Origin of the sequence: Avibacterium sp. 21-595 (genome assembly GCF_023611905.1) — a bacterium.
Classification (GTDB): Bacteria; Pseudomonadota; Gammaproteobacteria; order Enterobacterales; family Pasteurellaceae; genus Avibacterium.
Map to the genome: position 1 here is coordinate 1,163,799 of NZ_CP091455.1, position 23,307 is coordinate 1,187,105.

The window sequence follows — 23,307 nt, forward strand, 5'->3', positions numbered from 1 at the left end:
CCGAGTTTTTATTTGCCTGATTGTTGAAATTTTATCAAAAAACTATTCCTGAGCTAAAGCGGTAATTGGATTTAATTGTGAAGCATTTTTCGCCGGCATATAACCAAAAATTACACCAATTAAGCTTGAACAGAGTAGGGCAGCAATAATTGAGAAGGTGGAAAAAATCATCGTAAAGTCTTTCACCAACCAATTAAATACGGTGCCTAATACCATTGATAGTATGACACCCGTAATGCCACCAATTAAACAAATCAATACCGCTTCAATTAAAAATTGTTGCAAGATGTTAAATTGTCTTGCACCAATTGCCATTCGCACACCAATTTCTTTGGTGCGTTCGGTAACTGAAACCAGCATAATATTCATCACCCCAATGCCACCCACTATAAGGGAAATAATGGCAATGGAAGAAATCAGCAATTTCATTGTATTTGTGGTACTTTCAATGGTTTGCTTAATCGTATCGGTATTGAAGACAAAAAAATCTTTTTTACCGTGACGCACAGTTAATAAGCGAGTGAGATCTTTTTCCGCCACTTTTGAGCTAATTTCATCACGAATTTTCACCGTAATTGAACTAATTTTGGGATTACCAGAAATTTTATTCATCGCTGTGGTGTAAGGGATATAAATATTCAAGCTTGAGCTGTTCATTCCCATATTATTGCTACTCGCTACACCAATAACGCGCAATGGTTTTTTATTAATCATTAAAATTTTGCCCAGTGGATCTTGATTATTGAATACTTCGCGTAACGTATTTTCATCAATGACAGCCACTTGTTCGCTGTGTTTTACTGCGTCAGCCGTAAAAAATGTCCCTTCCGCTTTGCTTAACCCTCGCACATTAAAATATTGCTCTCCCACACCACGTATTTGGGCGGTAAAACTTTGATTACCATAAGTTAAGGTGCCATTCACGGAACTGTTTGGTGTTACACTGGCGATATAACTTTGTTTAGCTAGCATATTCGCATCAGCCACAGTGAGATTTTGATTTTTCGTCGCGCGCCGATCGCCAAAGCCCGTTCCGTTATAAATATCCATAGTATTTGTCCCCATTGCATTGATATTACTGAGGATTTTTTGTTGTGAACCGTTCCCTAAGGCGACCACACAAACCACCGAAGTAATGCCAATAATAATCCCTAACATAGTGAGTAAGGAACGTAGTTTATGTGCTACAATGGCTTTAATAGACATTTTGAAAGATTCAATAAACTGATCTTTATAAAATTGTAATCGGCTTTTATTGCTTTGCGGTGCGATGTCTTGCTTTTGGCTAATTTGCTCCGATTTGCGTTGATCTTCAATAATTTTGCCGTCTTTGATCTCAATAATGCGATTTGCAAAATTTGCCACGTTTTTATCGTGTGTTACCAAAATAATGGTGTGACCTTCGCTGTGTAGCTGGGTGAGAATATCCATCACCGTTTCGCCACTTTTGCTGTCTAATGCGCCAGTGGGTTCATCAGCCAGAATAATTTCTCCCCCGTTCATCAAGGCACGTGCAATACTCACACGTTGTTGTTGACCACCCGAAAGCTGATTTGGCTTGTTTTCTAAGCGATCACCCAATCCTAATTTTTCTAATAAGAGCTTGGCTCGTTGTAGGCGAGTAGGTTGATCAATACCTGCATAAATCGCAGGAAGCGCCACATTTTCCACCGCACTTAATGTTGAAAGTAGGTTATAGCGCTGAAAAATAAAGCCGAATTTTTTCTGGCGTAAATCAGAAAGTTGATCACGATTTAGCTGGCTTACTTCTAACCCCTCTACTTTATAAGAACCTGATGTTGCGGTATCCAGACAGCCAATAATGTTCATTAATGTGGATTTGCCAGAACCTGATTGCCCAATAATGGCAATAAAATCCCCTTTTTTAATATCCAAATTAATATCTTTCAACACCTGCGTGCGGTTTTCACCTTCACCAAAAAATTTGTTAATGTGGCTTAATTCAATAATATTCATAAAAAAACCACCGCACTTTATAAAATTCGAGGGCCACGGAATGAATTACCTACTTTTTCATCGCGGGTTACTTGTGAGGAAATCACTTTTTCGCCTTCTGATAAGCCACTTAGAATTTGCGTATTCATATCATCACTTAACCCTGTAACAACTTTGCGTTTTTCTACTTTATTATTATCTATTAATAGATTAACAAAGGTTTCTTTTCCTTCTTTGTGTAACGTAATTGTCGGAATAAGCAAGGTATTTTGTTCATCGGCAATGATGATCGTATTTTGTGTGGTCATTCCAATGCGTAGCTGGTTATCAGGATTATCTACCAATACATTCGCGTAGTAATAAACAGCGCTGGTATCTGACGCACTTTCTTTATATTCATTATCCGTGAGCGTGGTGATGGCAGGATCAACAGAATGAATGGTGGATTGATACACTTTATCTGGATCGGAAAGGGTAGTGAACTCCACTTTCATTCCAGCTTTTACTTTTGTAATATCCCCTTCAGAAATTTCGGGTTTAATTAAAATTTTAGTTAAATCAGCAACTTGAACAATAGTTGGGGTGGTTTGATTCGCATTGACTGTTTGACCTTCAGAGACCGGAATGGAAATGACTGTGCCATCAAGAGGTGAAAGAATTTTTGTGTATGCCAAGTTTGTTTTAGCCGTATCCACCTGAATTTCAGCACGTTGAATGGAGGCTTCCACTTCAGAAATTGCCGCCTTAGTGGCAGATAAATTATTCTTTGCCGCATTCAGTTCATCTAAGGAGGTTGATTTACTTGCATATAATTTCGCAAGACGATCATAGGCCGATTTGGCCACATTGTAAGTCACTTGCTTGGCGTTAAGTTGAGCTTGATAAGCCTTTAATTCCGCTTGTGCTGAATTTAACGCATTCACTTGATTTTTTGAGTCAATTTCTGCGATTAAATCGCCTTGCTTGATGTGCTGTCCTAGTACAACGTGAATTTTTTCAATTTTACCTGAGGCCTGCGCACCGACTTCTACACGATTATAGGCTCGTACTGTGCCAGCAGTAATGACAGATTTTTTTATCTCACCACGATGCACCTGTTCGGTTAAATAGGTGGTTTCTTGTTGATTAGAATGAGTGAAATAACTATAAGCACCAAATACCATTAGCCCAATGGCAAGCAGGGAAAAAATCGTTTTTTTACGCATAAAAACTCCGAGAAAAATAACAACGGTTTTATTTGATGATTATAGTAGAAAATCTTTCTTAAGAAGATCTTAAGAACAATCAATTTACACTGAATGAACGTTCGTTCATTTTTAGGGCGTGAATTGTATCATTTATGCAAGGAAAATCAACCGCACTTTTGAATTCTGCCTGTAAACATAGTAGAATGGACGGCAATTTTTTTACAAAAATCGAGAATATTTTGAGGTCAAAATGAGCCATATTACAGAGAACGAACATCAACCTACCAATTTTATTCGTCATATTATTGATGAAGATTTGGAAGCAGGAAAAGTAAACCACGTTTATACCCGTTTCCCACCGGAACCAAATGGCTATTTACATATTGGTCACGCAAAATCTATCTGTTTAAATTTTGGTATTGCAGAAGATTACAAAGGTTTGTGTAACCTGCGTTTTGACGATACCAACCCGGTTAAAGAAGATGTGGAATATGTGGATTCGATTAAACAGGATGTAGAATGGCTTGGCTTTCACTGGGAAGGTAAAGCACGTTATGCCTCCGATTATTTTGATGCGCTTTATGGTTATGCCATTGAACTGATCGAAAAGGGGCTTGCTTACGTTGATGAACTTTCACCAGAGCAAATGCGTGAATATCGTGGCACACTGACCGAACCGGGTAAGAACAGTCCTTATCGTGATCGTAGCGTGGAAGAAAATTTAGCGTTATTTGAGAAAATGAAAAATGGCGAATTTGCTGAAGGAAAAGCCAGTTTGCGAGCTAAAATTGATATGGCATCGCCATTTATGGTAATGCGTGATCCCGTGTTATATCGCATTAAATTTGCTGAGCATCACAACACTGGAAATAAATGGTGCATTTACCCAATGTATGACTTCACTCATTGTATTTCAGATGCGATTGAAGGCATTACGCATTCATTATGTACATTGGAATTCCAAGATAACCGCCGTTTATACGATTGGGTGCTTGAGCATATTTCTATTAAACGCCCATTGCCACATCAATATGAATTTTCTCGTTTAAATTTAGAATACACGCTGACATCTAAACGTAAATTATTAAAATTAGTAGAAGATGAAGTGGTTGATGGTTGGAACGATCCGCGTATGCCAACTATTTCAGGTTTACGTCGCCGTGGCTACACTCCTGCTTCAATCCGTGAATTTTGCCGTCGTATTGGGGTAACTAAGCAAGATAACGTGGTAGAATTTAGTGCGTTAGAATCTTGTATTCGTGATGATCTCAACCAAAATGCGCCGCGTGCAATGGCAGTGATTAATCCATTAAAACTTGTCATTGAGAACTTTGACGGGCAAGAAATGCTTTCAGCGCCAAATCACCCAAATCGTGAAGAATTAGGCCATCGCCACCTGCCATTTACCAAAGAAATTTATATTGATCAAGCGGATTTCCGTGAAGAAGCAAATAAACAATATAAACGTTTAGTATTAGGCAAAGAAGTGCGTTTGCGTAATGCTTATGTGATTAAGGCTGAGCGTGTAGAAAAAGATGCGGAAGGTAATATCACTACCGTGTATTGTACTTATGATCCTGAAACTTTAGGCAAAAATCCAGCCGATGGACGTAAAGTAAAAGGCGTAATTCACTGGGTTTCTGCCACCGACAATGTACCAGCTGAATTTCGTTTATATGACAAATTATTCACCGTGCCAAACCCAAGTGCAGCGGAAGAACTTTATGAAGTGCTAAATCCAAATTCTTTGGTGGTAAAACACGGTTTTGTGGAAAAAAGTTTAGCTAACGCAAAAGAAGAAAAAGCGTATCAATTTGAGCGTGAAGGCTATTTCTGTGCTGATAGCAAAGATAGCCACCCTGAACACCTGATTTTCAACTTAACCGTAAGTTTGAAAGAAGGGTTCTAGTTTTTCCTTGAAAAAAATAAGTGCGGTAGAAATTTGAGCAGAATTTCTACCGTTTTTTTATGGTAGATTTTTTTATTAAGGGATGAGCCTAACTTAGCAGTCTCTTTATAAAGGAATTTAAGAGGATTCTGTTTTTTACAAAATTTACATTATTCTTATCGAGATAAAAATGAATAGGAAGTAAAAAGGAGTAACAAGTAGATAAGGCTAGTAGCTTTAGATGATCATCAAAATAAACATTGATGACAGCTCTCTTAATTTTAATAAATCATTATCTTTGAGGGAATCAAATTTGGTGGAGCTGGGGGGAGTTGAACCCCCGTCCGAAATTACTCTACCTTCAGTACTACACGCTTAGTCTAGTCTTTAATTTCACTTAATCACTGCGGACAGACACGCGATAACTAAGCTAGCTTGATTCAATTTAACGCTTCGATCCTCAAGCGGAGGCGTCCACGCGATCTCGTTTGGATTTGACTCCTCTTGATCCCCGTCTTACGAGCGGAAGCTAGGGAGAGAAGGCTATGAGCAGGTTATTAAGCTGCTAAAGCGTATTGTTCGTCGTTTGCGACTATTTTTTTGCGGTTTATTTACGAGGCCAACCGCACCTCGACGTGCACCTTGGGCTTCGCTAATCCCGTCGAATCCAGAATCAGCCCCAAAATTTGGTTAATTCTATCAAGGAATTGATTGAATTTAAAGAGAAATAAAATAAAAAGGCTAGAAATATACTAGCCTTTTCTAGTTATCACTGATATTACTAAATTATTTAGTTAAACTTTCAATTTTTTCAACTGCGGCGTCTTTCGCTTCAGTTACTTTTTCTACTGCAGCATCTTTTGCTTCTACCGCACTATCTTTAACCGCTGCGGCTTTGTCCATTGCAGCATCTTTTACTTCAGCTGCTTTTTGTGCTGCTGAATCAACTACTGAACTTGCTTTTTCTACTGCGGCATCTTTTGCTTCTACGGCAGCATCTTTTACATCTGCCGCTTTTTCTGCTACTGCATCTTTAGCACCAGTTACTTTTTCTACTGCTGCGTCTTTCATTTCAGCTGCTTTTTGGGTAGCCGCATCAGCCATAGAAGTTACTTTATCAGCCGCTGTATCTTTCATTTCAGTCACTTTTTGTGTTGCTGCGTCAGCCATTGAGCTTGCTTTTTCAGTAATTACATCTTTAGCTTCAGTAATTTTTGATACTGCAGTGTCTTTTACATCTTTTGCAGCTTCAACTGCTGCATCTTTAACATCTGATGCTGCTTGAGCTACAGCGTCTTTTGCTTCAGAAACGCTTGATTTTGCATTTTCAACTTGTGCTGAAACTTTGCTTTCTTTATCGAAACAGCCAGTTACAGTTAAAGTTGCACCTAATACTAATGCGGCTAATAATGATTTTTTCATTTTTACTCCTAAATAAATAATTCAATAATGAGATACAAACCCCACGTTTGCGGTGCATAGTCTGTAACAAAAATGTGGAAAAATAAACTACTATTTACATTTTTTTACGTATTAATTTTAACAATGTTTAAGATGATGCTTTTAACTTATTGAAATTAAATAAAAAGATATTTTTTAAATAATAGATTGTTATTTTATGTAAAGAATGGAACTTTTACGAATGATGAATTTTATAGCTTAATGTGGTTGTTTTATCATCGTTATGCGTTTTAGACAGAAAATTTTGATGTAAAAAAATCTGCACTTAACGCTTATTTTAAGGTTAAAGTGCAGATTTAAAGTGCGGTCAATTTTTTCTTAGTTTTTGTTATTGCGTAGCTTGAATTGCTGTTAGTGCGATAGTGTACACAATATCATCGACTAATGCACCGCGAGAAAGGTCGTTTACTGGTTTACGCATACCTTGTAGCATCGGACCAATAGAAACGAGATCTGCAGAGCGTTGTACCGCTTTATAGGTGGTGTTACCAGTATTTAGATCAGGGAATACGAATACTGTCGCTTTACCTGCAACTGGTGAGTTTGGTGCTTTAGAACGCGCTACATCTTCCATAATTGCCGCATCATATTGTAATGGACCATCAATAATAAGATCAGGGCGTTTTTCTTGAGCAAGACGTGTTGCTTCTTTCACTTTTTCTACATCTGCACCACTACCAGATGTGCCTGTAGAGTAGGAGATCATTGCCACTTTCGGATCTATACCAAAGGCTTTCGCAGAATCGGCGGACTGAATTGCAATTTCGGCAAGCTGTTCTGCGGTTGGATCTGGGTTTACTGCACAGTCACCATAAACAAGCACTTGATCTGGTAATAGCATAAAGAAGATGGAAGAAACAATAGAATTACCCGGTGCGGTTTTGATAATTTGCATTGGTGGACGAATGGTATTTGCTGTGGTGTGTACTGCACCTGAAACTAGACCATCTACTTCATTTGCTTCTAACATCATGGTACCAAGTACTACGGTGTCTTCTAGCTGTTCACGTGCGAGTGCTTCAGTCATTCCTTTATTTTTACGCAATTCGACTAAACGTGCTACATAGTTTTCACGTACGCTCGCAGGATCAATGATTGTGATACCTTTACCTAGTTGTACACCTTGGGCTTCAGCAACACGCTGAACGTCAGCTGGGTTAGCTAAAAGTACACATTCTGCAATACCACGTTCTGCACAAAGTGCAGCCGCTTTGATTGTGCGTGGCTCGTCCCCTTCAGGCAAGACAATACGTTTTTTCGCTTGACGTGCTAATTCGGTTAATTGGAAACGGAAAGCTGGTGGCGATAAACGACGTTGGCGAGAAGATTCGGCCACAATTGAATTGACAAATTCAGTATCAAATTGTTGGCTTGTGTATTGTTTAATGCTTTCAATACGTTCTTTATCATCCACAGGTACTTCAAGGTTGAAACTTTGTAATGCAAGGGCGGTTTGCCAAGTATTCCCTTCAATACGGAAAATTGGCAATCCTGTACTTTCAAAAACAGGTTGGCAAAGTTTTTTAATTTGGCTATCTAGTTTGTATCCACCAGTTAAAAGCAAGCCACCTAATTCAATACCGCTGCTTGCTGCAAGGGCGGCGGCAACTAGCACATCAGGGCGATCAGCTGAAGTGACTAACAAGCTACCATTACGGAAGTGTTCAACCATATTAGGTAAGCTTCTTGCGCAGAAAGTAATGCTACGAATACGGCGAGTCTGGATTTCCCCTTCATTGATAATGGCTGCGCCTAAATGTTTTACCAAATCAATGACACGGGTGGCGATAAGTTCTGCATTCCAAGGAATACAAGCGAGTATTTTGATTGGGCTTTTTTCAAATAAGTTATATACTTCAGCCACGTTGTTATGACTATGTTGATAAGCGTCAAAAATTTCACTTAAATCAGGGCGAGTACGACCAGATTCATCAATTGGTGCATTAAATTTGTTAATGACGACACCCAATAAGTTTTTGTTATTTTTACCCCCAAATTGTGAAGCAGCGGCTTCTACACGCTCTTTAAGCTGAGCTGGCGTTTCTGTTGAAGGGGCAGCCACAAGAATGATTTCTGCATCTAAGGCTTGGGCAATTTCATAGTTAATGCTGTTTGCATAGCTATGTTTACGTGTTGGAATTAATCCTTCAACAATGATAATTTCATTGTTTTTAGCTAATTGTTGATGATTTTCAACAATTTTTTCTAATAAAACATCAGATTGATTTTGACCAATCAAGCTTTCCGCTACGCTCAGCATAAACGGCTCAGCAGTTTCAATAGAGGTGCTAGTACGAACGATAGAGGTGCTGCGATCGAGTTTATCTTCGCCAGTATTTGGTTGTGAAATTGGTTTCATAAAACCAATTTTTGCGCCTTTTTCTTCAAGTGAACGAATTAAACCAAGGCTAACACTGGTTAAACCAACGCCAGCACTCACCGGAATAAGAATAATTGTGCGAGACATAATAAACCTTTAGGTTAAATAATGAAAAAGAAACTGCCGAATGATTCGGCAGTCTGTTTATAACGTTAGATACAAAGTTTTGCAGTATCTTGTGCAATAACAAGTTCTTCGTTTGTTGGAATCACCATTGCAACAGGCGTGTTGTCTGCGGTGATCACACCTTCGTTACCAAAACGAGCAGCAAGATTTTTAGCGTTATCTAGTTTATAACCGAAGAGTGTTAAATGCGCTAAGGTTTTTTCACGAACAAGTCCTGAGTTTTCACCAATACCGCCAGTAAACACAATAGCATCTAAACGCTCACCAATCACAGCCATATATGAACCGATATATTTTGCTAAACGGTAACAGAATACATCTAATGCACGTTTTGCTGCGGCTTCTGCATCATAGTTGTCTTCGGCATAACGACAGTCGCTGGTGACTTCTGTTAAACCTAATAACCCTGATTTTTTGGTTAATAGAGTGTTGATTTCCTCAACGCTCATACCTAGATTGTCGTGTAGGTAGAAAATGATTGCGGGATCTAAATCACCAGAACGTGTCCCCATCACTAAGCCTTCTAATGGGGTTAAGCCCATTGACGTATCAATACATTTACCGTGACGAACGGCAGCTACAGAGGCACCGTTACCTAAGTGACAAGTGATCACATTAACTTGATCCGCTGGCACATTTAAACGCTCAGCGGCTTGCTGGCTTACATAGTAATGGCTTGTACCGTGCGCCCCATAGCGGCGAACACCGTGCTCTTTATATAAAGAATAAGGAATTGCATAAAGATAAGCTTCTTCAGGCATTGTTGTATGGAATGCTGTATCAAAAACCGCCACGTTTTTATCTTTTAAGTGCGGGAACATTTTGAACGCTTCTTCAATACCAATTAAGTGAGCTGGGTTGTGTAATGGTGCAAATTGGATCGCGTCTTTAATACCTTGAATCACTTCATCATTGATGACAACAGAAGAAGTGAATTTTTCACCACCGTGAACAATACGATGACCAATTGCTACAATTTCATCTTTTAATGATGGATCGAGTGGGAAAATATTGTTCACAATAAATGCAAGCGCTTCACTGTGTGCCGCACCAGCACCTAATTCGGCATTGCCTTTTTCACCGTGTAATTTCCACTTAATACGTGCATCGGGTAAATGGAATGCTTCTGCTAAACCAGATAATTTTTCTTCACCCGTTACCGGATCTAAAATTGAAAATTTAAGTGATGAACTACCGCAGTTAAGTACGAGAACTAATTTTTGAGACATAAGTAACCTATCTTTAATTAAGTTAAAAGGAATCCGTCTAAAATAGCCTAAACGGAGCGACATATAAAAGTCGTTAGATCTTGCATAGGATACACTGTTCACTCAATAAAATAAATTCTCAAGGCAGAAAAAATACGATATTTATCAAAAAAATGATTAAAAATTAAAATTTTTTTATAAAAAATAAACCCAAGAGAAAGGAAAAGAATGGGCTATAATGCCCAAATTGATTACCGTTCAGCATAACAAGGAAAACAATGAAATTTTTCACCGCACTTCAACAAGGACAACAATATCTCGACACTTGGCCATTAATGCCTAAATTGGGAATGATTTTCCCCGAAAATCGCGTAATTAAAGCCACTCAGTTTTCACAAAAGTTGATGCCATTTTTGGCAGTGTTTGCATTGGTGTGGCAACAAATGTACGCCAAAGGGGATATGGTGGCGCTGGCGGCAACAATATTAACAGCACTTTTTTCTTTGTGTTTACCTTTGCAAGGGCTTTATTGGCTCGGCAAGCGTGCGAAAACACCATTGCCTCAACAAAGTGCGGTGCAATTTTTGCAAATTTGTCAGCAGTTAGAAAAAGTCGGAAGTGGTGTCAAGATACCAGAGAAACCGACTTATCAAGATCTCGCATTCGTACTAAAAAAGGCAGCACAAAAATTGCCCGCAGACGTTTGGCAATCCTTATAATGCTCTTAATATGTGCTTTGTTGATCCCGCTAAAAGCGAGTGATATAGTACGGCACTTTTTAACCTTTAGGATAAAAAACTGCAAATAATGCTACGCAAACGTTTTCGTTTTTTGCTAGAATAGCGCGGTCATAAATATCCTATCTATTGTAGAGATTATTTTCGTGAACAATTATTTAGATTTTATTATTATCGGAATTATTGCTTTTTCTATTATTGTCAGCCTTTTGCGTGGTTTCGTGCGTGAGGTGATGTCCCTTGCAAGCTGGGTTGTCGCTTTTTTGGTCGCAAATCATTTTTATCCTTATGTTGCCAACTTTTTAACTCAAATTGAATCAGGCTATATTCGTAATGGCGTAGCCATTGCCATCTTATTTATTGCCACTTTAATCATTGGGGCAATTGTGAATTATTTAATTAGCCAACTGGTAGATAAAACCGGGTTGTCTGGCACAGATCGTGTATTAGGTGGCTGTTTTGGCTTATTACGTGGGGTATTGATTGTTGCGGCACTCTTATTCTTTGTCGATACCTTTACTAACTTTAGTCAAAGTGATGTGTGGAAAGAATCAAAATTAATCCCGCACTTTGGCTTTATTGTGGAATGGTTCTTTCAAAAAATTCAGGAAAATTCCAGTTTATTAAACTCAACATTAACTCAATAGGGGATAACACGAATGTGTGGTATTGTCGGTATAGTGGGGACAAGCCCTGTCAATGAAGCAATTTATAATGCCTTAACGGTTCTTCAACACCGAGGGCAAGATGCAGCAGGAATTGTCACTATTGATGATGAAAATCGCTTCCGTTTACGTAAGGCAAATGGGCTGGTAAGTGATGTTTTCCAGCAAGTACATATGCTACGTTTGCAAGGCAATGCTGGCATTGGGCACGTTCGTTATCCGACTGCGGGCAGTTCCAGTGTTTCTGAGGCGCAGCCTTTTTATGTAAACTCACCTTATGGCTTAAGCCTTGTTCATAACGGTAATTTAACGAACTCTGAACAACTGAAAAAGACCTTATACGAACGCGCTCGCCGCCACGTGAATACCAATTCAGATTCAGAAATTTTGCTTAATATCCTAGCCTATCATCTTGATCATATTTATACCCAACACCTTTCGCCCGAAGATATTTTTCACGCGATTAAAGCAACACATAATGATATTCGTGGTGCTTATGCTTGTGTGGCAATGATTATCGGACACGGAATGGTTGCGTTTCGTGATCCGAATGGGATTCGTCCTTTAGTGCTAGGAAAACGTGAAGAAAATGGCAAAACAGAATACATTTTTGCCTCAGAAAGTACCGCACTTGATGTGGTTGGTTTTGAATTTGTACGTGATATTCAGCCGGGAGAAGCGGTTTATATCACCTTTGACGGCAAATTTTATGCACAGCAATGTGCGGATAATCCAAAATTGACGCCGTGTATTTTTGAATACGTCTATTTTGCCCGTCCAGATTCCAATATTGATGGGGTTTCTGTTTATGCTGCGCGTGTGCATATGGGTAAATATCTGGGCGAAAAAATTGCGCGTGAATGGAAAACGTTAGACATTGACGTGGTGATCCCCGTACCAGAAACGTCAAATGATATTGCCTTACAAATTGCCCATATTTTGAATAAGCCTTATCGTCAGGGCTTTGTAAAAAATCGCTATGTAGGACGCACTTTTATTATGCCCGGGCAAACTCAGCGAGTGAGTGCAGTGCGGCGTAAACTCAATACCATTTCTTCTGAATTCAAAGGCAAGAACGTGCTATTAGTAGATGATTCGATTGTACGTGGTACAACATCAGAGCAAATTGTTGATATGGCGCGTGCTGCAGGGGCGAAAAAAATCTACTTCGCCTCAGCCGCACCAGAAATTCGTTATCCTAATGTGTACGGCATTGATATGCCAACAAAACACGAACTCATTGCTTATCAACGAGAAGTGGACGAAATTGCGGCACTGATTGGCGTGGATAAATTGATTTTCCAAGATCTTGATGCGCTAACCCAATCTGTCCAACAAGAAAATCCAGCAATTAAAGATTTTGATTGTTCTGTGTTCACAGGGCATTATGTAACAGGCGACATTACACCAGAATATCTTGATCATATTGCCGATTTACGCAATGATAGTGCCAAGAAAAAGCGTGAGAAAGACGCCACTAATCTTGAAATGCACAACGAGAGCTAATGACCAAACAACGTTTAATTATTGCCATAACGGGTGCTTCAGGAGCGATTTATGCCATACGTCTATTGAGCGTGTTGCAAAACGTTCCTGAGCTTGAAACCCATCTAATTATCAGCAACGCCGCCAAGCAAACTTTGAGTGCCGAAACCGATTATAGCATTCAACAAGTACGTGCTTTGGCCGATAAAACTTATGATATTCGCGATATTGGCGCCGCCATTTCTTCGGGATCTTACCGCACATTGGGAATGGTGATTCTGCCTTGTTCAATTAAAACCTTGTCAGGTATTGCACACAGTTACACCGATGATCTCATCACTCGTGCGGCAGATGTTTGTTTAAAAGAACGTAAGCCGTTGTTTCTTTGCGTGCGAGAAACGCCGTTACATTTAGGCCATTTACGCTTAATGACCCAAGCAGCAGAAATTGGGGCAACCATAATGCCTTTAATGCCAGCCTTTTATCATCGCCCTGAAAGTATTGATGATATTATCAATCAGAGTATCAATCGTCTTTGCGATCAATTTGGTATTACGCTTGAGCAAGATTTATTTCAGCGTTGGGGAGAATAAGCGTAATAGGGCGATTTTCTCTCTTGAGCATCCCATTGAAAATCCTTTAGCCCTATTGAATAATATAGGGCTTTTTACTATGGTTATTGCTGCTTAAAGCAAAGGCTTGCGTTAAAAAAACTGAGAACAAAGTTTTAATTAAATATGTGGCAATAAAAGCGTTTGTGATATTTTAATGCAATATCAGGGCTGCATATATCGTATAGCAAATATGGTTTTGTAAATGTGAAACTCGGCTACCGATAACATAGGGTAATACTAAGAAGTTTATAGCAATGAATATGATAAATGATGAAGAAAAAGCATTATTTCGTGATGCAATACGCGGGGTCAAACCATTAACACAAAATGAAATCGTGCCAATGTATAGACAAACGAAACAAAAACAGGCACAACGGGAACAACGCGAAACAGAAGATACATTATTCTTTTTCTCTGATGATTATGAGCCTTTATTAAATGAAGAGGGCGCAGTGAAGTATTTGCGAGAAGGGGAAGACACTTATCTGCTGAAACAATTACGTCGTGGTGATTTTTCACCTGAATTATTTTTAGATTTGCACGGTTTAACGCGAGAAAAAGCAAAATTGGAACTCGCGGCGCTAATTCAAGCCTGTGAAAAAGAGCATATCTATTGTGCAAGCATTATGACAGGCTATGGCACTTATACGTTGAAACGCCAAATCCCTCGTTGGCTTGTGCAGCACCCGCGAGTTCGCGCGTTACACCAAGCGCCGAAAGAATGGGGTGGGGAAGCCGCAATTTTAATTTTGCTTGATGTATAGTGTTCTCCTCGCAAGCACGCTATGCGTTAAGATAGCCTCTAAGATTATCCATTTGTTTTTCAGCTTCATTCAGCCCTAATTCATACATCGCTTGAATTTTTTGTGGATCTTTTTCGATACGCTTAATTTTCAGATCTTGTGATGGGCGAATGACGAAAATTTTTCCCGCCTTCTCTAACTTAATAATATTCTCAATTTGTTGATTATACGCATCAGCGCGTTGGATAAGTTTTTCAGCCAAGCGGGGATAGTGACGGTAGAACCCACTAATCAGCCATTTTGCCGAAGGTTTTTTGCGATAATCTAAAGTGCGGGTCAAAATGACGATGATTTTGTCGTAGCCCAACCTTTGGCAAAAATCTAAAGGAATGCTATCAGCAATGCCCCCATCTAAATATTTTTTGCCATTTATTTCAACATATTGTGAAACAAAGGGCATTGCAGAAGTGGCGCGTAAGGTTTCCATTTGAGCAAAAGGATCGGTGATTTTTACATATTCTGCTTGCCCTGTTTCAATATTGGTTAGCGTGGCATAGAAATCAGTATTCGCTTGCTTGAAGGTGTCATTATCAAAGGGATCAAGCGTAAACGGCAGTTGATAAAAGGCAAAATCCTTGTTCACAATATTGCCTGTGGTCACTAAGCTAGTTAAGCCGAGATAGCGTTTGTCATTTAAATATTTTAGGTTATAGCGAATGACACGCCCTGCTTGCTTAGAAGGATAATTCACGCCAAATAATGCGCCTGCTGATACGCTCACTATGCCGTCAACATGTACATTTTCGTTAAGAAACACATCAAGCACGCCAGCAGTGAACATTCCACGCATTGCACCGCCTTCTAACACTAATCCCACTTTCATTCTTACTCCAATTGTTCAAAATTTTTTGATCATAGCATTTTATGATTATTGGATAAAAATATTTTTTTATTTACTTTATAATGGACGAAATTGCATTTTTTAGGAGATTTAATGAATTTTCCATTAATTACAGTAATCACACCAACTACGGGCAATATTCATCTGAACCAGGCAATTCAATCCGTGGCACAGCAGAGTTATCCTTATATTCAACATTTAATTATGGTTGATGGACAGGCACCTAAAGCAATGGAGATTTTATCTCATTATCGCCATTATGCTCATCTTGATATAGTGCAGTTGCCCTATAATATTGGTACTAGAACCTTAGATATCGGGGGGCATACACTTTTAGGGCATCCTTCTTACGGTATGGGCTTGTTCTTAGCGAAGGGAGATTGGATATGCTTTCTTGATGAGGATAATTGGTTCTCTCCCGAACATATAGCATATTTTGCTTCCATCCTGCAACAGGAAAAGAATGCTAATTTTTGGGCTTATGCATTACGTAATATCGTTGCCCAAACTGGGGATTTTATTTGTCAGGATAATTGTGAATCTTTAGGGGTTTGGCTTAGTGTGGGAGGGTATCATTTAATTGATACAAATTGTTACTTCTTACCGCGTCATTTGGCTTTGCAATTTGGAGAGATATTTTATCACCCTTTTATGGACAGGCTATTATCTCAAAGTTTACTTCAACAATCATATAAAATATGTTGTACTGGAGAATATACTGTAAATTATCGATTAGGAAATCGAATAGATTCGGTAAAAGCAAAATTCTTTCTACAGGGGAATGATATAATGGCAAACAATTATCCTTCCCCTTTCCCTTGGCAAAGTACAAAACATAAATTAAAAGGATTAATATAGAATGAAAATTGCCCTAGGTATTGAATATAACGGCAAGAATTATTTTGGCTGGCAACGGCAAGAGCGTGTAACGAGCGTGCAAGAGCAGTTGGAAAAAGCCATTTCTTTTGTGGCGAATGAAGAATGTCAAATTTTCTGTGCGGGAAGGACGGATTCAGGTGTTCACGCAACGGGGCAGGTGGTGCATTTTGAAACCAATGCCATTCGTGCAGAAAGTGCGTGGAGCTTTGGGGTGAATGCCAATTTGCCTGATGATATTGCGGTCTCTTGGGCAAAACAGGTCGATGATGATTTCCACGCACGTTTTAGTGCCACTGCACGTCGTTATCGCTATGTGATTTATAACAATAAACTGCGTTCCGCAATTTTACCAGAAGGCGTAACGCATTATCATCAACCTTTGGATCACCGATTAATGCACCAAGCTGGGCAAGCATTATTAGGTGAAAATGATTTTTCTTCTTTCCGTGCCGCACAATGCCAATCGCATACGCCGTGGCGAAATGTGCATCATTTAAATGTGGTCAGACAAGGAAAATACATTATTGTGGATATTCAGGCGAATGCCTTTGTGCATCATATGGTACGAAATATCGTAGGAAGTCTAATGGAAGTCGGGGCAGGGCGTCAGCCTGTGGAATGGATAGGTTGGTTGCTGGCGCAGAAAGATCGCAAACTGGCAGCGCCCACCGCAAAACCTGAAGGGCTTTATTTAGTGCAAGTTCATTATCCCGAATCATTTGCTATTCCTCAAAATGCGCTTGGACCACTTTATTTGTCGGATCAGTTATAATGTTTAAAAGCTAGAATATTATAATAAATTATGGTCTAATAAGCGGAATTTTTTGTTAATAGAAAGGGTTAAAATGAGCTGGATTGATCGAATTTTTAGTAAGAATACGGCATCAAATACGCGTAAGGCGAATGTGCCAGAAGGCGTTTGGACAAAATGTACTTCTTGCGAACAAGTATTATATCGCGATGAATTAACGCGTAATTTAGAAGTTTGTCCAAAATGTGGACACCATATGCGTATTGATGCGCGTACCCGTTTATTGGCATTGTTAGATAAAGAAAGTGCGGTGGAAATTGCAGCCGATCTTGAACCAAAAGATATTTTAAAATTCAAAGACTTAAAAAAATATAAAGATCGCTTAACCGCAGCACAAAAAGAAACAGGTGAAAAAGATGCGCTCATTGCTATGGCAGGGACATTATATGGGATGCCTGTGGTTACTGCCGCGTCTAACTTTAGCTTTATGGGCGGCTCAATGGGGGCTGTGGTTGGGGCAAAATTTGTACAAGCAGCGGAAAAAGCCATTGAGGATAATTGTCCTTTTGTGTGTTTTTCTGCCAGTGGTGGTGCGCGTATGCAAGAAGCCTTGATTTCCCTTATGCAAATGGCCAAAACCAGTGCCGTATTAGCAAGAATGCGTGAAAAGGGCGTGCCGTTTATTTCTGTACTAACAGATCCAACGCTAGGCGGTGTCTCAGCAAGTTTTGCAATGCTTGGCGATATTAATATTGCTGAACCAAAAGCCTTAATTGGCTTTGCAGGTCCGCGTGTGATTGAGCAGACTGTGCGTGAAAAACTGCCAGAAGGTTTTCAACGCAGTGAGTTTTTATTAGAAAAAGGGGCGATTGATATGATCGTAAAACGCGGCGATATGCGTGAAACCCTTGCGAGTTTGTTGGGGAAACTTTCTAATAAGCCTTCTCCTTTTGTGCAAGCTGAATTAGTAGAAAACCTTCCTGAGAATGAATAATTTTAAGTTATCTTTAACAGCCACTTCGCCTTTGTCTCAGTGGCTTTCTTATTTAGAACAAAGCCATTTTAAAGCCATTGATTTAGGTCTTGAGCGCATTAAATCCGTTGCACAACAACTTGATTTGCTTAATCCCGCCCCTTTTGTGATCACCGTTGGTGGGACAAATGGCAAAGGCACAACTTGTCGCCTGTTAGAGCAGATTTTGCTGAACGCAGGTTATCGCGTCGGCGTGTATTCTTCACCGCATTTAATTCGCTACAACGAGCGTGTTCGCATTCAAAATCAGGAATTACCCGATGAGCAACATAGTGCCTCTTTTGCTTTTATTGAGCAGAATAAAACGCAATCTTTAACTTATTTTGAATACAGCACCTTATCGGCGTTATATTTATTTAAACAAGCTAAGCTAGATGTCGCTATTTTAGAGGTTGGGCTAGGCGGTCGATTAGATGCGACCAATATTGTAGATAGCGATATTGCGGTGATTACGAGTATTGATATTGATCACACTGATTTTCTTGGCAACACCCGTGAGCAAATTGCGTTTGAAAAAGCAGGGATTTTTCGTGCTAATAAACCTGCCATTATTGGTGAGCCTAATGTGCCAAACACAATGTTGGAACAAGCACAAAAGCAACATTGCCAGTTAAGCCGTCGTGGGGTAGATTGGACGTTTAGCCAAACTGCGCAAAGCTGGCAATGGCAACGTGAACACTATCATAATCAAGAAAGTGAAAACAAAAAAGTGCGGTTGGAAAATCTGCCTTTTCCGCACATTCCTCTTGCTAATGCCGCCACGGCTTTAGCGGTGTTACCTTATTTGCCGTTTCACATTGCAGAACAGCATATTCGTGAAGCGTTACAAAATGTACAACTTGCGGGACGTTTTCAGTCTTTAGAGAGTAAGCAACGACAAGGCTTGGCTAAGCTGTTACATTGTAACGAAAAAACATTGCCACAGGTAATCGTTGATGTCGGGCATAATCCGCACGCAGCAAAATATTTAGCGGAAAAACTCACTGCACTTAAAAAACCGACACAACGTATTCTCGCCGTTTGTGGTATTTTGAAAGACAAAGATGCACAAGGTGTCTTTTCCCCCTTGCTTGATATTATAGATGAATGGCATTGCGTGAGTTTATCCGTTGCACGAGGACAGCGCAGCGATGAGTTACTGGCACAATTGAACCAGCTTGCTTTATCGCAAGGAAAAAAAATCAATGCGTCTGCAGAAATATCAATGACACAGGCATTACAAAGTGCGGTGCAAAATTCGCAAGAAAATGATGTGCTGCTCGTGTTTGGCTCATTTTATACCGTAGGGCAGTTATTAGCATTACTCGCATAAAAAAATGCCCGATGGAGGGCATTTTTTATGGTAAGCGATAAAGGTTGGTAAGCTGTTATGCTAACGATGCGACCATTACCGCTTTAATGGTGTGCATACGGTTTTCTGCTTGATCAAAGGCGATGTTCATTGGTGATTCAAACACCTCTTCCGTTACTTCAATACCGTTTGCTAAGTGCGGGTATTTTTCGGCGATTTTTTTACCTACTTCGGTTTCGCAATTATGAAAAGCTGGCAGGCAGTGCATAAATTTCACTTTAGGGTTACCACTGCGTTGCATTAGGAGTGGGGTAACTTGATAAGGCAAGAGTAACTCAATGCGTTCACCCCAGCTTTCAAGCGGTTCACCCATTGATACCCAGACATCAGTATGAACGAAATCAACGCCTTTAATGGCAAGATCAATCTCTTCTGTAATGGTGATTTTTGCCCCTGTTTGCTGTGCGAATTCTTGGCACATTGCCACGAATTCTGCTTCTGGCTGCAAGGCTTTTGGGGCGCAAATGCGCACGTCCATTCCTAATTTTGCCCCGATTAATAATAAGGAATTGCCCATATTGTTACGTGCATCACCGATATACACATAGCGAATTTCAGACAATGGCTTATCACAATGTTCCATCATTGTAAGTACGTCCGCCAGCATTTGGGTTGGGTGAAATTCATCGGTTAGCCCATTAAACACAGGCACGCCAGCATATTCTGCCAGTTCATTCACAACGGCTTGTTTAAAACCACGGTATTCAATGGCATCATACATTCGCCCCAATACACGCGCGGTGTCTTTCATACTTTCCTTATGTCCAATTTGCGAAGAATTGGGATCAATATAGGTTACATTTGCACCTTGATCATAAGCCGCCACTTCAAAGGCACAGCGTGTGCGGGTAGAGGTTTTTTCAAAAATTAAGGCAATGTTTTTGCCTTTTAATTTAGGCTGCTCTGTGCCTGCGTATTTCGCGTGTTTTAAGTCTTTGGCAAGTTGCAGTAAAAATTGAATTTCTTGTGGGGTGTGGTGTACAAGGCTCAGTAAATGACGGTTTTTTAAGTTAAAGGGCATAATTTTTCCTCTTATGTTGTGTTTGCGAATTTTGTTGGTATATTACTGATTTCTTTTAAGCGAATAAAGGTAAATTATGTTAGATCACGCATTATTAAGTTTAACGCACGAACAACAGCAAGAAGCGGTGGAAAAAATTCAGGCATTAATGGAACAAGGCATAAGTAGTGGTGAGGCAATTACGATTGTCGCCAAAGCACTACGCGAACAGCACCAACAAAACGCAGAAAACCATTCCTGTTAAGGAATAATTTCATACCTAAATAAAAATTTTTGGAGTAATTTTTTATTTGCTGAACTGTGTAAGCAACACATATATAAAGAAATTTTGTGATCTCTGTTTGATTTTAGAAGATTGGTTCTTGCGAAAAAGAGAAATTTATTTGAATATTTACTCGAAAAATTAGGGAATAAGGCGAGTGCTTTATTGGTTTTCAAAATTCTATCAGAGATAGAAAATCCATTTAGAGGTGAAATGTTTATTATGGAAGTTGGTGTTGTTAAATGGTTCAATAACGCAAAAGGGTTTGGATTTATTTCAGCAGAAGGGAATGATGCAGATATTTTTGCGCATTATTCTGTGATTGAAATGGAGGGTTATCGTTCTTTAAAAGCTGGGCAAAAAGTCAATTTTGAAGCGGTACACGGTGATAAAGGCTCGCACGCAACCAAAATCGTCCCAGTTGTAGAATAGATAAAGTAAGTTCATATCCTTTAAGAAAAAGGCAAAGTTTAGCACTTTGCCTTTTTTCTGTTCTATTTTAATGTGCTTGTGCGTATTTTCTATTATGAAAAATCACATAAATATGCGGCAAGATTTGGCTTATCATATTGAGTTGTTGAATTGGAATGCCCACTTCAGATTGGCTCAGTTTTTCTCCTTGTTGCTCATTTAGTTGTTGCAAGGATTGATGAATGTTTTTTTGCAGCTTATCAAACACAGGCTGCGATAAGGATTCAATATGCTCTAATGCGTAGATCAGTTTTTTCGCAATAGGATAATATTCTGCCATAAAATCAATATTTTGCTGAATTTGCTTAATATGTTTGCGGTAAGCACCAAGGGCAGAAATATAGCTTAATAAGGAATAATTGAGTTTTAACATTTCAAAGCCTTCTTGTAAGTGATCTTTGTATTTTTCTGGATCACTATTCATATTAGACATCGTCGCGCTAAGCGCGGTGGCATATTCGTGCGCTTTTCGGCGTGCAATGCGATATTGCAAGTTATCACATTTACCAAATTGAAGTTGGCTGATGATATACAACAAATATTTGCCATCACTTTGAATGGCTTTGTGAATCACTTGGCTAAGTTGTAGATACTTCCAATCAGGCCATAAATAGGAAACCGCAATCCAAGCAATAAAAGCGCCTGCTAAGGTATCAATTAAGCGAGAATAAAGGGCAGAGTGAATATCAAAGCCAATTATATTAAAGCTAATAAGTACCTGTAAGGTAATGAAAAACGTGGAAAAGCTGTAATTATTACTGCGGAAAAAGAAAAATAACGTACTGGTTGCTACCACCAAGCCCATCTGTAAGGCTAAGGTCGGGTGGGCATAAGGTAATAATGATCCAATAATTACCCCGAGAATAGTCCCAATAATGCGTTGTTTTAAGCGTAATTTCGTGGCGGCATAATTCGGTTGGCAAACAAAGACAGCCGTGAGCAAAATCCAGTAACCGCGTGAAAGCTGTAAAAATTCTACGATGGTACAGCATACAAAAACCACAATCGACAATCTGACTGCGTGGCGGAAAAGCTGTGAATCAAAACTTAAATGGCTACGAATGGTGAGCCAAATATTTTTTAGCCCTGTTACATCGCTATCATCGTGAATTTTCACCCAGCGGTGATGTGTTTCAGAAGATTCAGGGGCTTGCCCTAAATGGCGTAGCTGCCAGTCCACCCCTTGTAAATTATTAATTAGGGTTTTGATCGCGGTATTTTGCGTATCATCTTGATGCTGCTGCGCATAATGCTCAAAAGATTGATTTACGCCAGCTATTGCACGTTCTAAACGAGGGTTATAGCGATAATGGCTATTTTGTTGCAGGCTTTGTGCAAAATCACGGCACGCTTGAGCTTGCAACTCTAAAAGGCGTTGAATACGAAAGATTAAATCCGTATTTTTAAGCTGCTGCGCTAAGACTTGATAATTAAAATAACTAGAATTAGCGCGTTCGTGAATATCTTGTGCTGCAAAATAATAATTGATCATCTGTGTCGTACGCGTGTGGCGATATTGCCCGCGAATACGGTAAAACAGCGCAGTACGGCAAGCATTAAAGGCATTAATCAGTTGGCTATTTTTCATCGCAAGGGTAATTTGCTTGCTTTCGAGTTGATCAATATCATCGGGATCAAAAAATAAGGATTTTGCTTCTAAATATTCAGCTAATGCTAAAAAAGATTTCGCCACCGCATCTTGCACTGGGCGGTTAGGAAAAAAAAGATAAACGATAATCGCGGTAATGCTATATAGCAATGTACCTAATAAAATTAATAAGGAATTGAGATACCACAGGGTTTCAGGTTGATAGGTGAGGGTGGTGTAAAGGGCAACCACCAGCGTACCAAAAGAAATCGTATTGTAACGTTGTCCCACCGCACCGATCATCGTAAAAATAAAGGTGATGACTGTCATCAACAGAGTAAATGCCACCCCATTACCCAACGTGAGTTGAACGCTCAATGTGGATACCGAAAAGGCAAGTAGGGTATAGAAAATATTTTTCAGCCGCCCAGTTAAACGATTGTCTAAATCTGCTAAACCGCCAGCAATAATGCCTAGCACCAAAGGCATACTTTGCTGTGAAATATCAAATAACCAAACGGAAAAAGCAGCAATGTTTACTGCAATAAAAACAGGAATGGTTGCGATAACTTTGGCATTTAGCCAGTTATTGATTGTCAT

Annotated in this window: 20 protein-coding genes and 1 other RNA gene; 12 read left to right on the top strand and 9 right to left on the bottom strand. The window is 39.5% G+C overall.

Features of this window, described 5'->3' with window-relative positions:
* Nucleotides 1-42: 42 nt before the first annotated feature.
* Together L4F92_RS05440 and L4F92_RS05445 are read right to left on the bottom strand one after the other, a co-directional pair.
* Entirely contained in the window at nt 43-1,977 is a 1,935-nt protein-coding gene (locus L4F92_RS05440) for a MacB family efflux pump subunit (RefSeq protein WP_250364505.1), read from the bottom strand.
* Nucleotides 1,978-1,994: 17 nt separating this feature from the next.
* Nucleotides 1,995-3,161, bottom strand: a complete 1,167-nt coding sequence (locus tag L4F92_RS05445; RefSeq protein WP_250364506.1) for an efflux RND transporter periplasmic adaptor subunit — start codon at nt 3,159-3,161, stop codon at nt 1,995-1,997.
* A gap of 232 nt (nt 3,162-3,393) precedes the next feature.
* Between L4F92_RS05445 and glnS the strand changes: the two genes are divergently transcribed.
* Nucleotides 3,394-5,052: a glutamine--tRNA ligase gene (gene glnS, locus L4F92_RS05450; protein ID WP_250364507.1), complete on the top strand. Its 1,659-nt coding sequence runs from the start codon at nt 3,394-3,396 to the stop codon at nt 5,050-5,052.
* Between the two features lie 293 nt (nt 5,053-5,345).
* Here glnS and ssrA read toward each other — a convergent pair.
* From ssrA to L4F92_RS05470, 4 genes are all read right to left on the bottom strand, one after another.
* Nucleotides 5,346-5,712: a transfer-messenger RNA gene (gene ssrA, locus L4F92_RS05455) on the bottom strand.
* Nucleotides 5,713-5,817: 105 nt separating this feature from the next.
* Nucleotides 5,818-6,453 (bottom strand): hypothetical protein, encoded by a 636-nt coding sequence (locus L4F92_RS05460; protein ID WP_250364508.1) that lies wholly within the window; start codon nt 6,451-6,453, stop codon nt 5,818-5,820.
* A 367-nt stretch (nt 6,454-6,820) separates the two neighbouring features.
* The gene (gene pta, locus L4F92_RS05465) at nt 6,821-8,959 is read right to left on the bottom strand and encodes a phosphate acetyltransferase (RefSeq protein ID WP_250364509.1); all 2,139 of its coding nucleotides are present in this window, start codon (nt 8,957-8,959) and stop codon (nt 6,821-6,823) included.
* Nucleotides 8,960-9,024: 65 nt separating this feature from the next.
* Complete coding sequence (locus L4F92_RS05470) at nt 9,025-10,227, bottom strand: acetate kinase (protein WP_250350296.1); 1,203 nt, start codon at nt 10,225-10,227, stop codon at nt 9,025-9,027.
* A 257-nt stretch (nt 10,228-10,484) separates the two neighbouring features.
* Here L4F92_RS05470 and yfbV point away from each other — a divergent pair, with 257 nt between their 5' ends.
* The 5 genes from yfbV to smrB all read left to right on the top strand — a co-directional run bounded on the left by yfbV (nt 10,485) and on the right by smrB (nt 14,471).
* Entirely contained in the window at nt 10,485-10,925 is a 441-nt protein-coding gene (gene yfbV / locus L4F92_RS05475) for a terminus macrodomain insulation protein YfbV (protein ID WP_250364510.1), read from the top strand.
* A gap of 164 nt (nt 10,926-11,089) precedes the next feature.
* Nucleotides 11,090-11,590, top strand: coding sequence for a CvpA family protein (locus L4F92_RS05480; RefSeq protein ID WP_250350294.1), 501 nt, complete (start codon nt 11,090-11,092; stop codon nt 11,588-11,590).
* Nucleotides 11,591-11,602: 12 nt separating this feature from the next.
* Nucleotides 11,603-13,114, top strand: coding sequence for an amidophosphoribosyltransferase (gene purF / locus L4F92_RS05485; RefSeq protein WP_250350293.1), 1,512 nt, complete (start codon nt 11,603-11,605; stop codon nt 13,112-13,114).
* Nucleotides 13,114-13,686: a UbiX family flavin prenyltransferase gene (locus L4F92_RS05490; protein ID WP_250364511.1), complete on the top strand. Its 573-nt coding sequence runs from the start codon at nt 13,114-13,116 to the stop codon at nt 13,684-13,686. Before purF ends, L4F92_RS05490 begins: the two co-directional genes overlap by 1 nt.
* Before the next feature lie 281 nt (nt 13,687-13,967).
* Nucleotides 13,968-14,471 carry an endonuclease SmrB gene (smrB, locus tag L4F92_RS05495; protein ID WP_250351694.1) on the top strand — a complete coding sequence of 168 codons (504 nt, stop codon included), beginning with the start codon at nt 13,968-13,970 and terminating at the stop codon, nt 14,469-14,471.
* 19 nt (nt 14,472-14,490) lie between these two features.
* Here smrB and L4F92_RS05500 read toward each other — a convergent pair whose 3' ends face one another.
* Nucleotides 14,491-15,333: a patatin-like phospholipase family protein gene (locus L4F92_RS05500; protein ID WP_250364512.1), complete on the bottom strand. Its 843-nt coding sequence runs from the start codon at nt 15,331-15,333 to the stop codon at nt 14,491-14,493.
* A gap of 111 nt (nt 15,334-15,444) precedes the next feature.
* Here L4F92_RS05500 and L4F92_RS05505 point away from each other — a divergent pair, with 111 nt between their 5' ends.
* The 4 genes from L4F92_RS05505 (at nt 15,445) to folC (ending at nt 19,326) form a co-directional block, all read left to right on the top strand.
* Complete coding sequence (locus L4F92_RS05505) at nt 15,445-16,209, top strand: glycosyltransferase family A protein (protein ID WP_250364513.1); 765 nt, start codon at nt 15,445-15,447, stop codon at nt 16,207-16,209.
* A 1-nt stretch (nt 16,210) separates the two neighbouring features.
* On the top strand, nt 16,211-17,002 hold the full coding sequence (truA, locus tag L4F92_RS05510; RefSeq protein ID WP_250350289.1) for a tRNA pseudouridine(38-40) synthase TruA: 792 nt from the start codon (nt 16,211-16,213) through the stop codon (nt 17,000-17,002).
* A gap of 73 nt (nt 17,003-17,075) precedes the next feature.
* The gene (accD, locus tag L4F92_RS05515; RefSeq protein ID WP_250364514.1) at nt 17,076-17,975 is read left to right on the top strand and encodes an acetyl-CoA carboxylase, carboxyltransferase subunit beta; all 900 of its coding nucleotides are present in this window, start codon (nt 17,076-17,078) and stop codon (nt 17,973-17,975) included.
* Nucleotides 17,968-19,326, top strand: a complete 1,359-nt coding sequence (gene folC / locus L4F92_RS05520; RefSeq protein ID WP_250364515.1) for a bifunctional tetrahydrofolate synthase/dihydrofolate synthase — start codon at nt 17,968-17,970, stop codon at nt 19,324-19,326. Before accD ends, folC begins: the two co-directional genes overlap by 8 nt.
* 55 nt (nt 19,327-19,381) lie before the next feature.
* Here the strand turns inward: folC and L4F92_RS05525 are convergent, their stop codons facing one another.
* Entirely contained in the window at nt 19,382-20,386 is a 1,005-nt protein-coding gene (locus L4F92_RS05525) for an ornithine carbamoyltransferase (protein WP_250364516.1), read from the bottom strand.
* 76 nt (nt 20,387-20,462) lie between these two features.
* Here L4F92_RS05525 and L4F92_RS05530 point away from each other — a divergent pair, with 76 nt between their 5' ends.
* Complete coding sequence (locus L4F92_RS05530) at nt 20,463-20,630, top strand: YoaH family protein (protein WP_250362976.1); 168 nt, start codon at nt 20,463-20,465, stop codon at nt 20,628-20,630.
* A gap of 240 nt (nt 20,631-20,870) precedes the next feature.
* Complete coding sequence (cspD, locus tag L4F92_RS05535; RefSeq protein WP_103852945.1) at nt 20,871-21,080, top strand: cold shock domain-containing protein CspD; 210 nt, start codon at nt 20,871-20,873, stop codon at nt 21,078-21,080.
* 67 nt (nt 21,081-21,147) lie between these two features.
* On the opposite strand, the gene yccS is transcribed toward cspD, so the two are convergent.
* Nucleotides 21,148-23,301, bottom strand: coding sequence for a YccS family putative transporter (gene yccS, locus L4F92_RS05540; protein ID WP_250351693.1), 2,154 nt, complete (start codon nt 23,299-23,301; stop codon nt 21,148-21,150).
* Nucleotides 23,302-23,307: the final 6 nt, after the last annotated feature.

Bases quoted from the DNA above. Each gene is read 5' to 3' on its own strand.
- L4F92_RS05440 (WP_250364505.1), bottom strand. From the start codon at position 1,977: ATGAATATTATTGAATTAAGCCACATTAACAAATTTTTTGGTGAAGGT.
- L4F92_RS05445 (WP_250364506.1), bottom strand. From the start codon at position 3,161: ATGCGTAAAAAAACGATTTTTTCCCTGCTTGCCATTGGGCTAATGGTA.
- glnS (WP_250364507.1), top strand. From the start codon at position 3,394: ATGAGCCATATTACAGAGAACGAACATCAACCTACCAATTTTATTCGT.
- L4F92_RS05460 (WP_250364508.1), bottom strand. From the start codon at position 6,453: ATGAAAAAATCATTATTAGCCGCATTAGTATTAGGTGCAACTTTAACT.
- pta (WP_250364509.1), bottom strand. From the start codon at position 8,959: ATGTCTCGCACAATTATTCTTATTCCGGTGAGTGCTGGCGTTGGTTTA.
- L4F92_RS05470 (WP_250350296.1), bottom strand. From the start codon at position 10,227: ATGTCTCAAAAATTAGTTCTCGTACTTAACTGCGGTAGTTCATCACTT.
- yfbV (WP_250364510.1), top strand. From the start codon at position 10,485: ATGAAATTTTTCACCGCACTTCAACAAGGACAACAATATCTCGACACT.
- purF (WP_250350293.1), top strand. From the start codon at position 11,603: ATGTGTGGTATTGTCGGTATAGTGGGGACAAGCCCTGTCAATGAAGCA.
- L4F92_RS05490 (WP_250364511.1), top strand. From the start codon at position 13,114: ATGACCAAACAACGTTTAATTATTGCCATAACGGGTGCTTCAGGAGCG.
- smrB (WP_250351694.1), top strand. From the start codon at position 13,968: ATGATAAATGATGAAGAAAAAGCATTATTTCGTGATGCAATACGCGGG.
- L4F92_RS05500 (WP_250364512.1), bottom strand. From the start codon at position 15,333: ATGAAAGTGGGATTAGTGTTAGAAGGCGGTGCAATGCGTGGAATGTTC.
- L4F92_RS05505 (WP_250364513.1), top strand. From the start codon at position 15,445: ATGAATTTTCCATTAATTACAGTAATCACACCAACTACGGGCAATATT.
- truA (WP_250350289.1), top strand. From the start codon at position 16,211: ATGAAAATTGCCCTAGGTATTGAATATAACGGCAAGAATTATTTTGGC.
- accD (WP_250364514.1), top strand. From the start codon at position 17,076: ATGAGCTGGATTGATCGAATTTTTAGTAAGAATACGGCATCAAATACG.
- folC (WP_250364515.1), top strand. From the start codon at position 17,968: ATGAATAATTTTAAGTTATCTTTAACAGCCACTTCGCCTTTGTCTCAG.
- L4F92_RS05525 (WP_250364516.1), bottom strand. From the start codon at position 20,386: ATGCCCTTTAACTTAAAAAACCGTCATTTACTGAGCCTTGTACACCAC.
- L4F92_RS05530 (WP_250362976.1), top strand. From the start codon at position 20,463: ATGTTAGATCACGCATTATTAAGTTTAACGCACGAACAACAGCAAGAA.
- cspD (WP_103852945.1), top strand. From the start codon at position 20,871: ATGGAAGTTGGTGTTGTTAAATGGTTCAATAACGCAAAAGGGTTTGGA.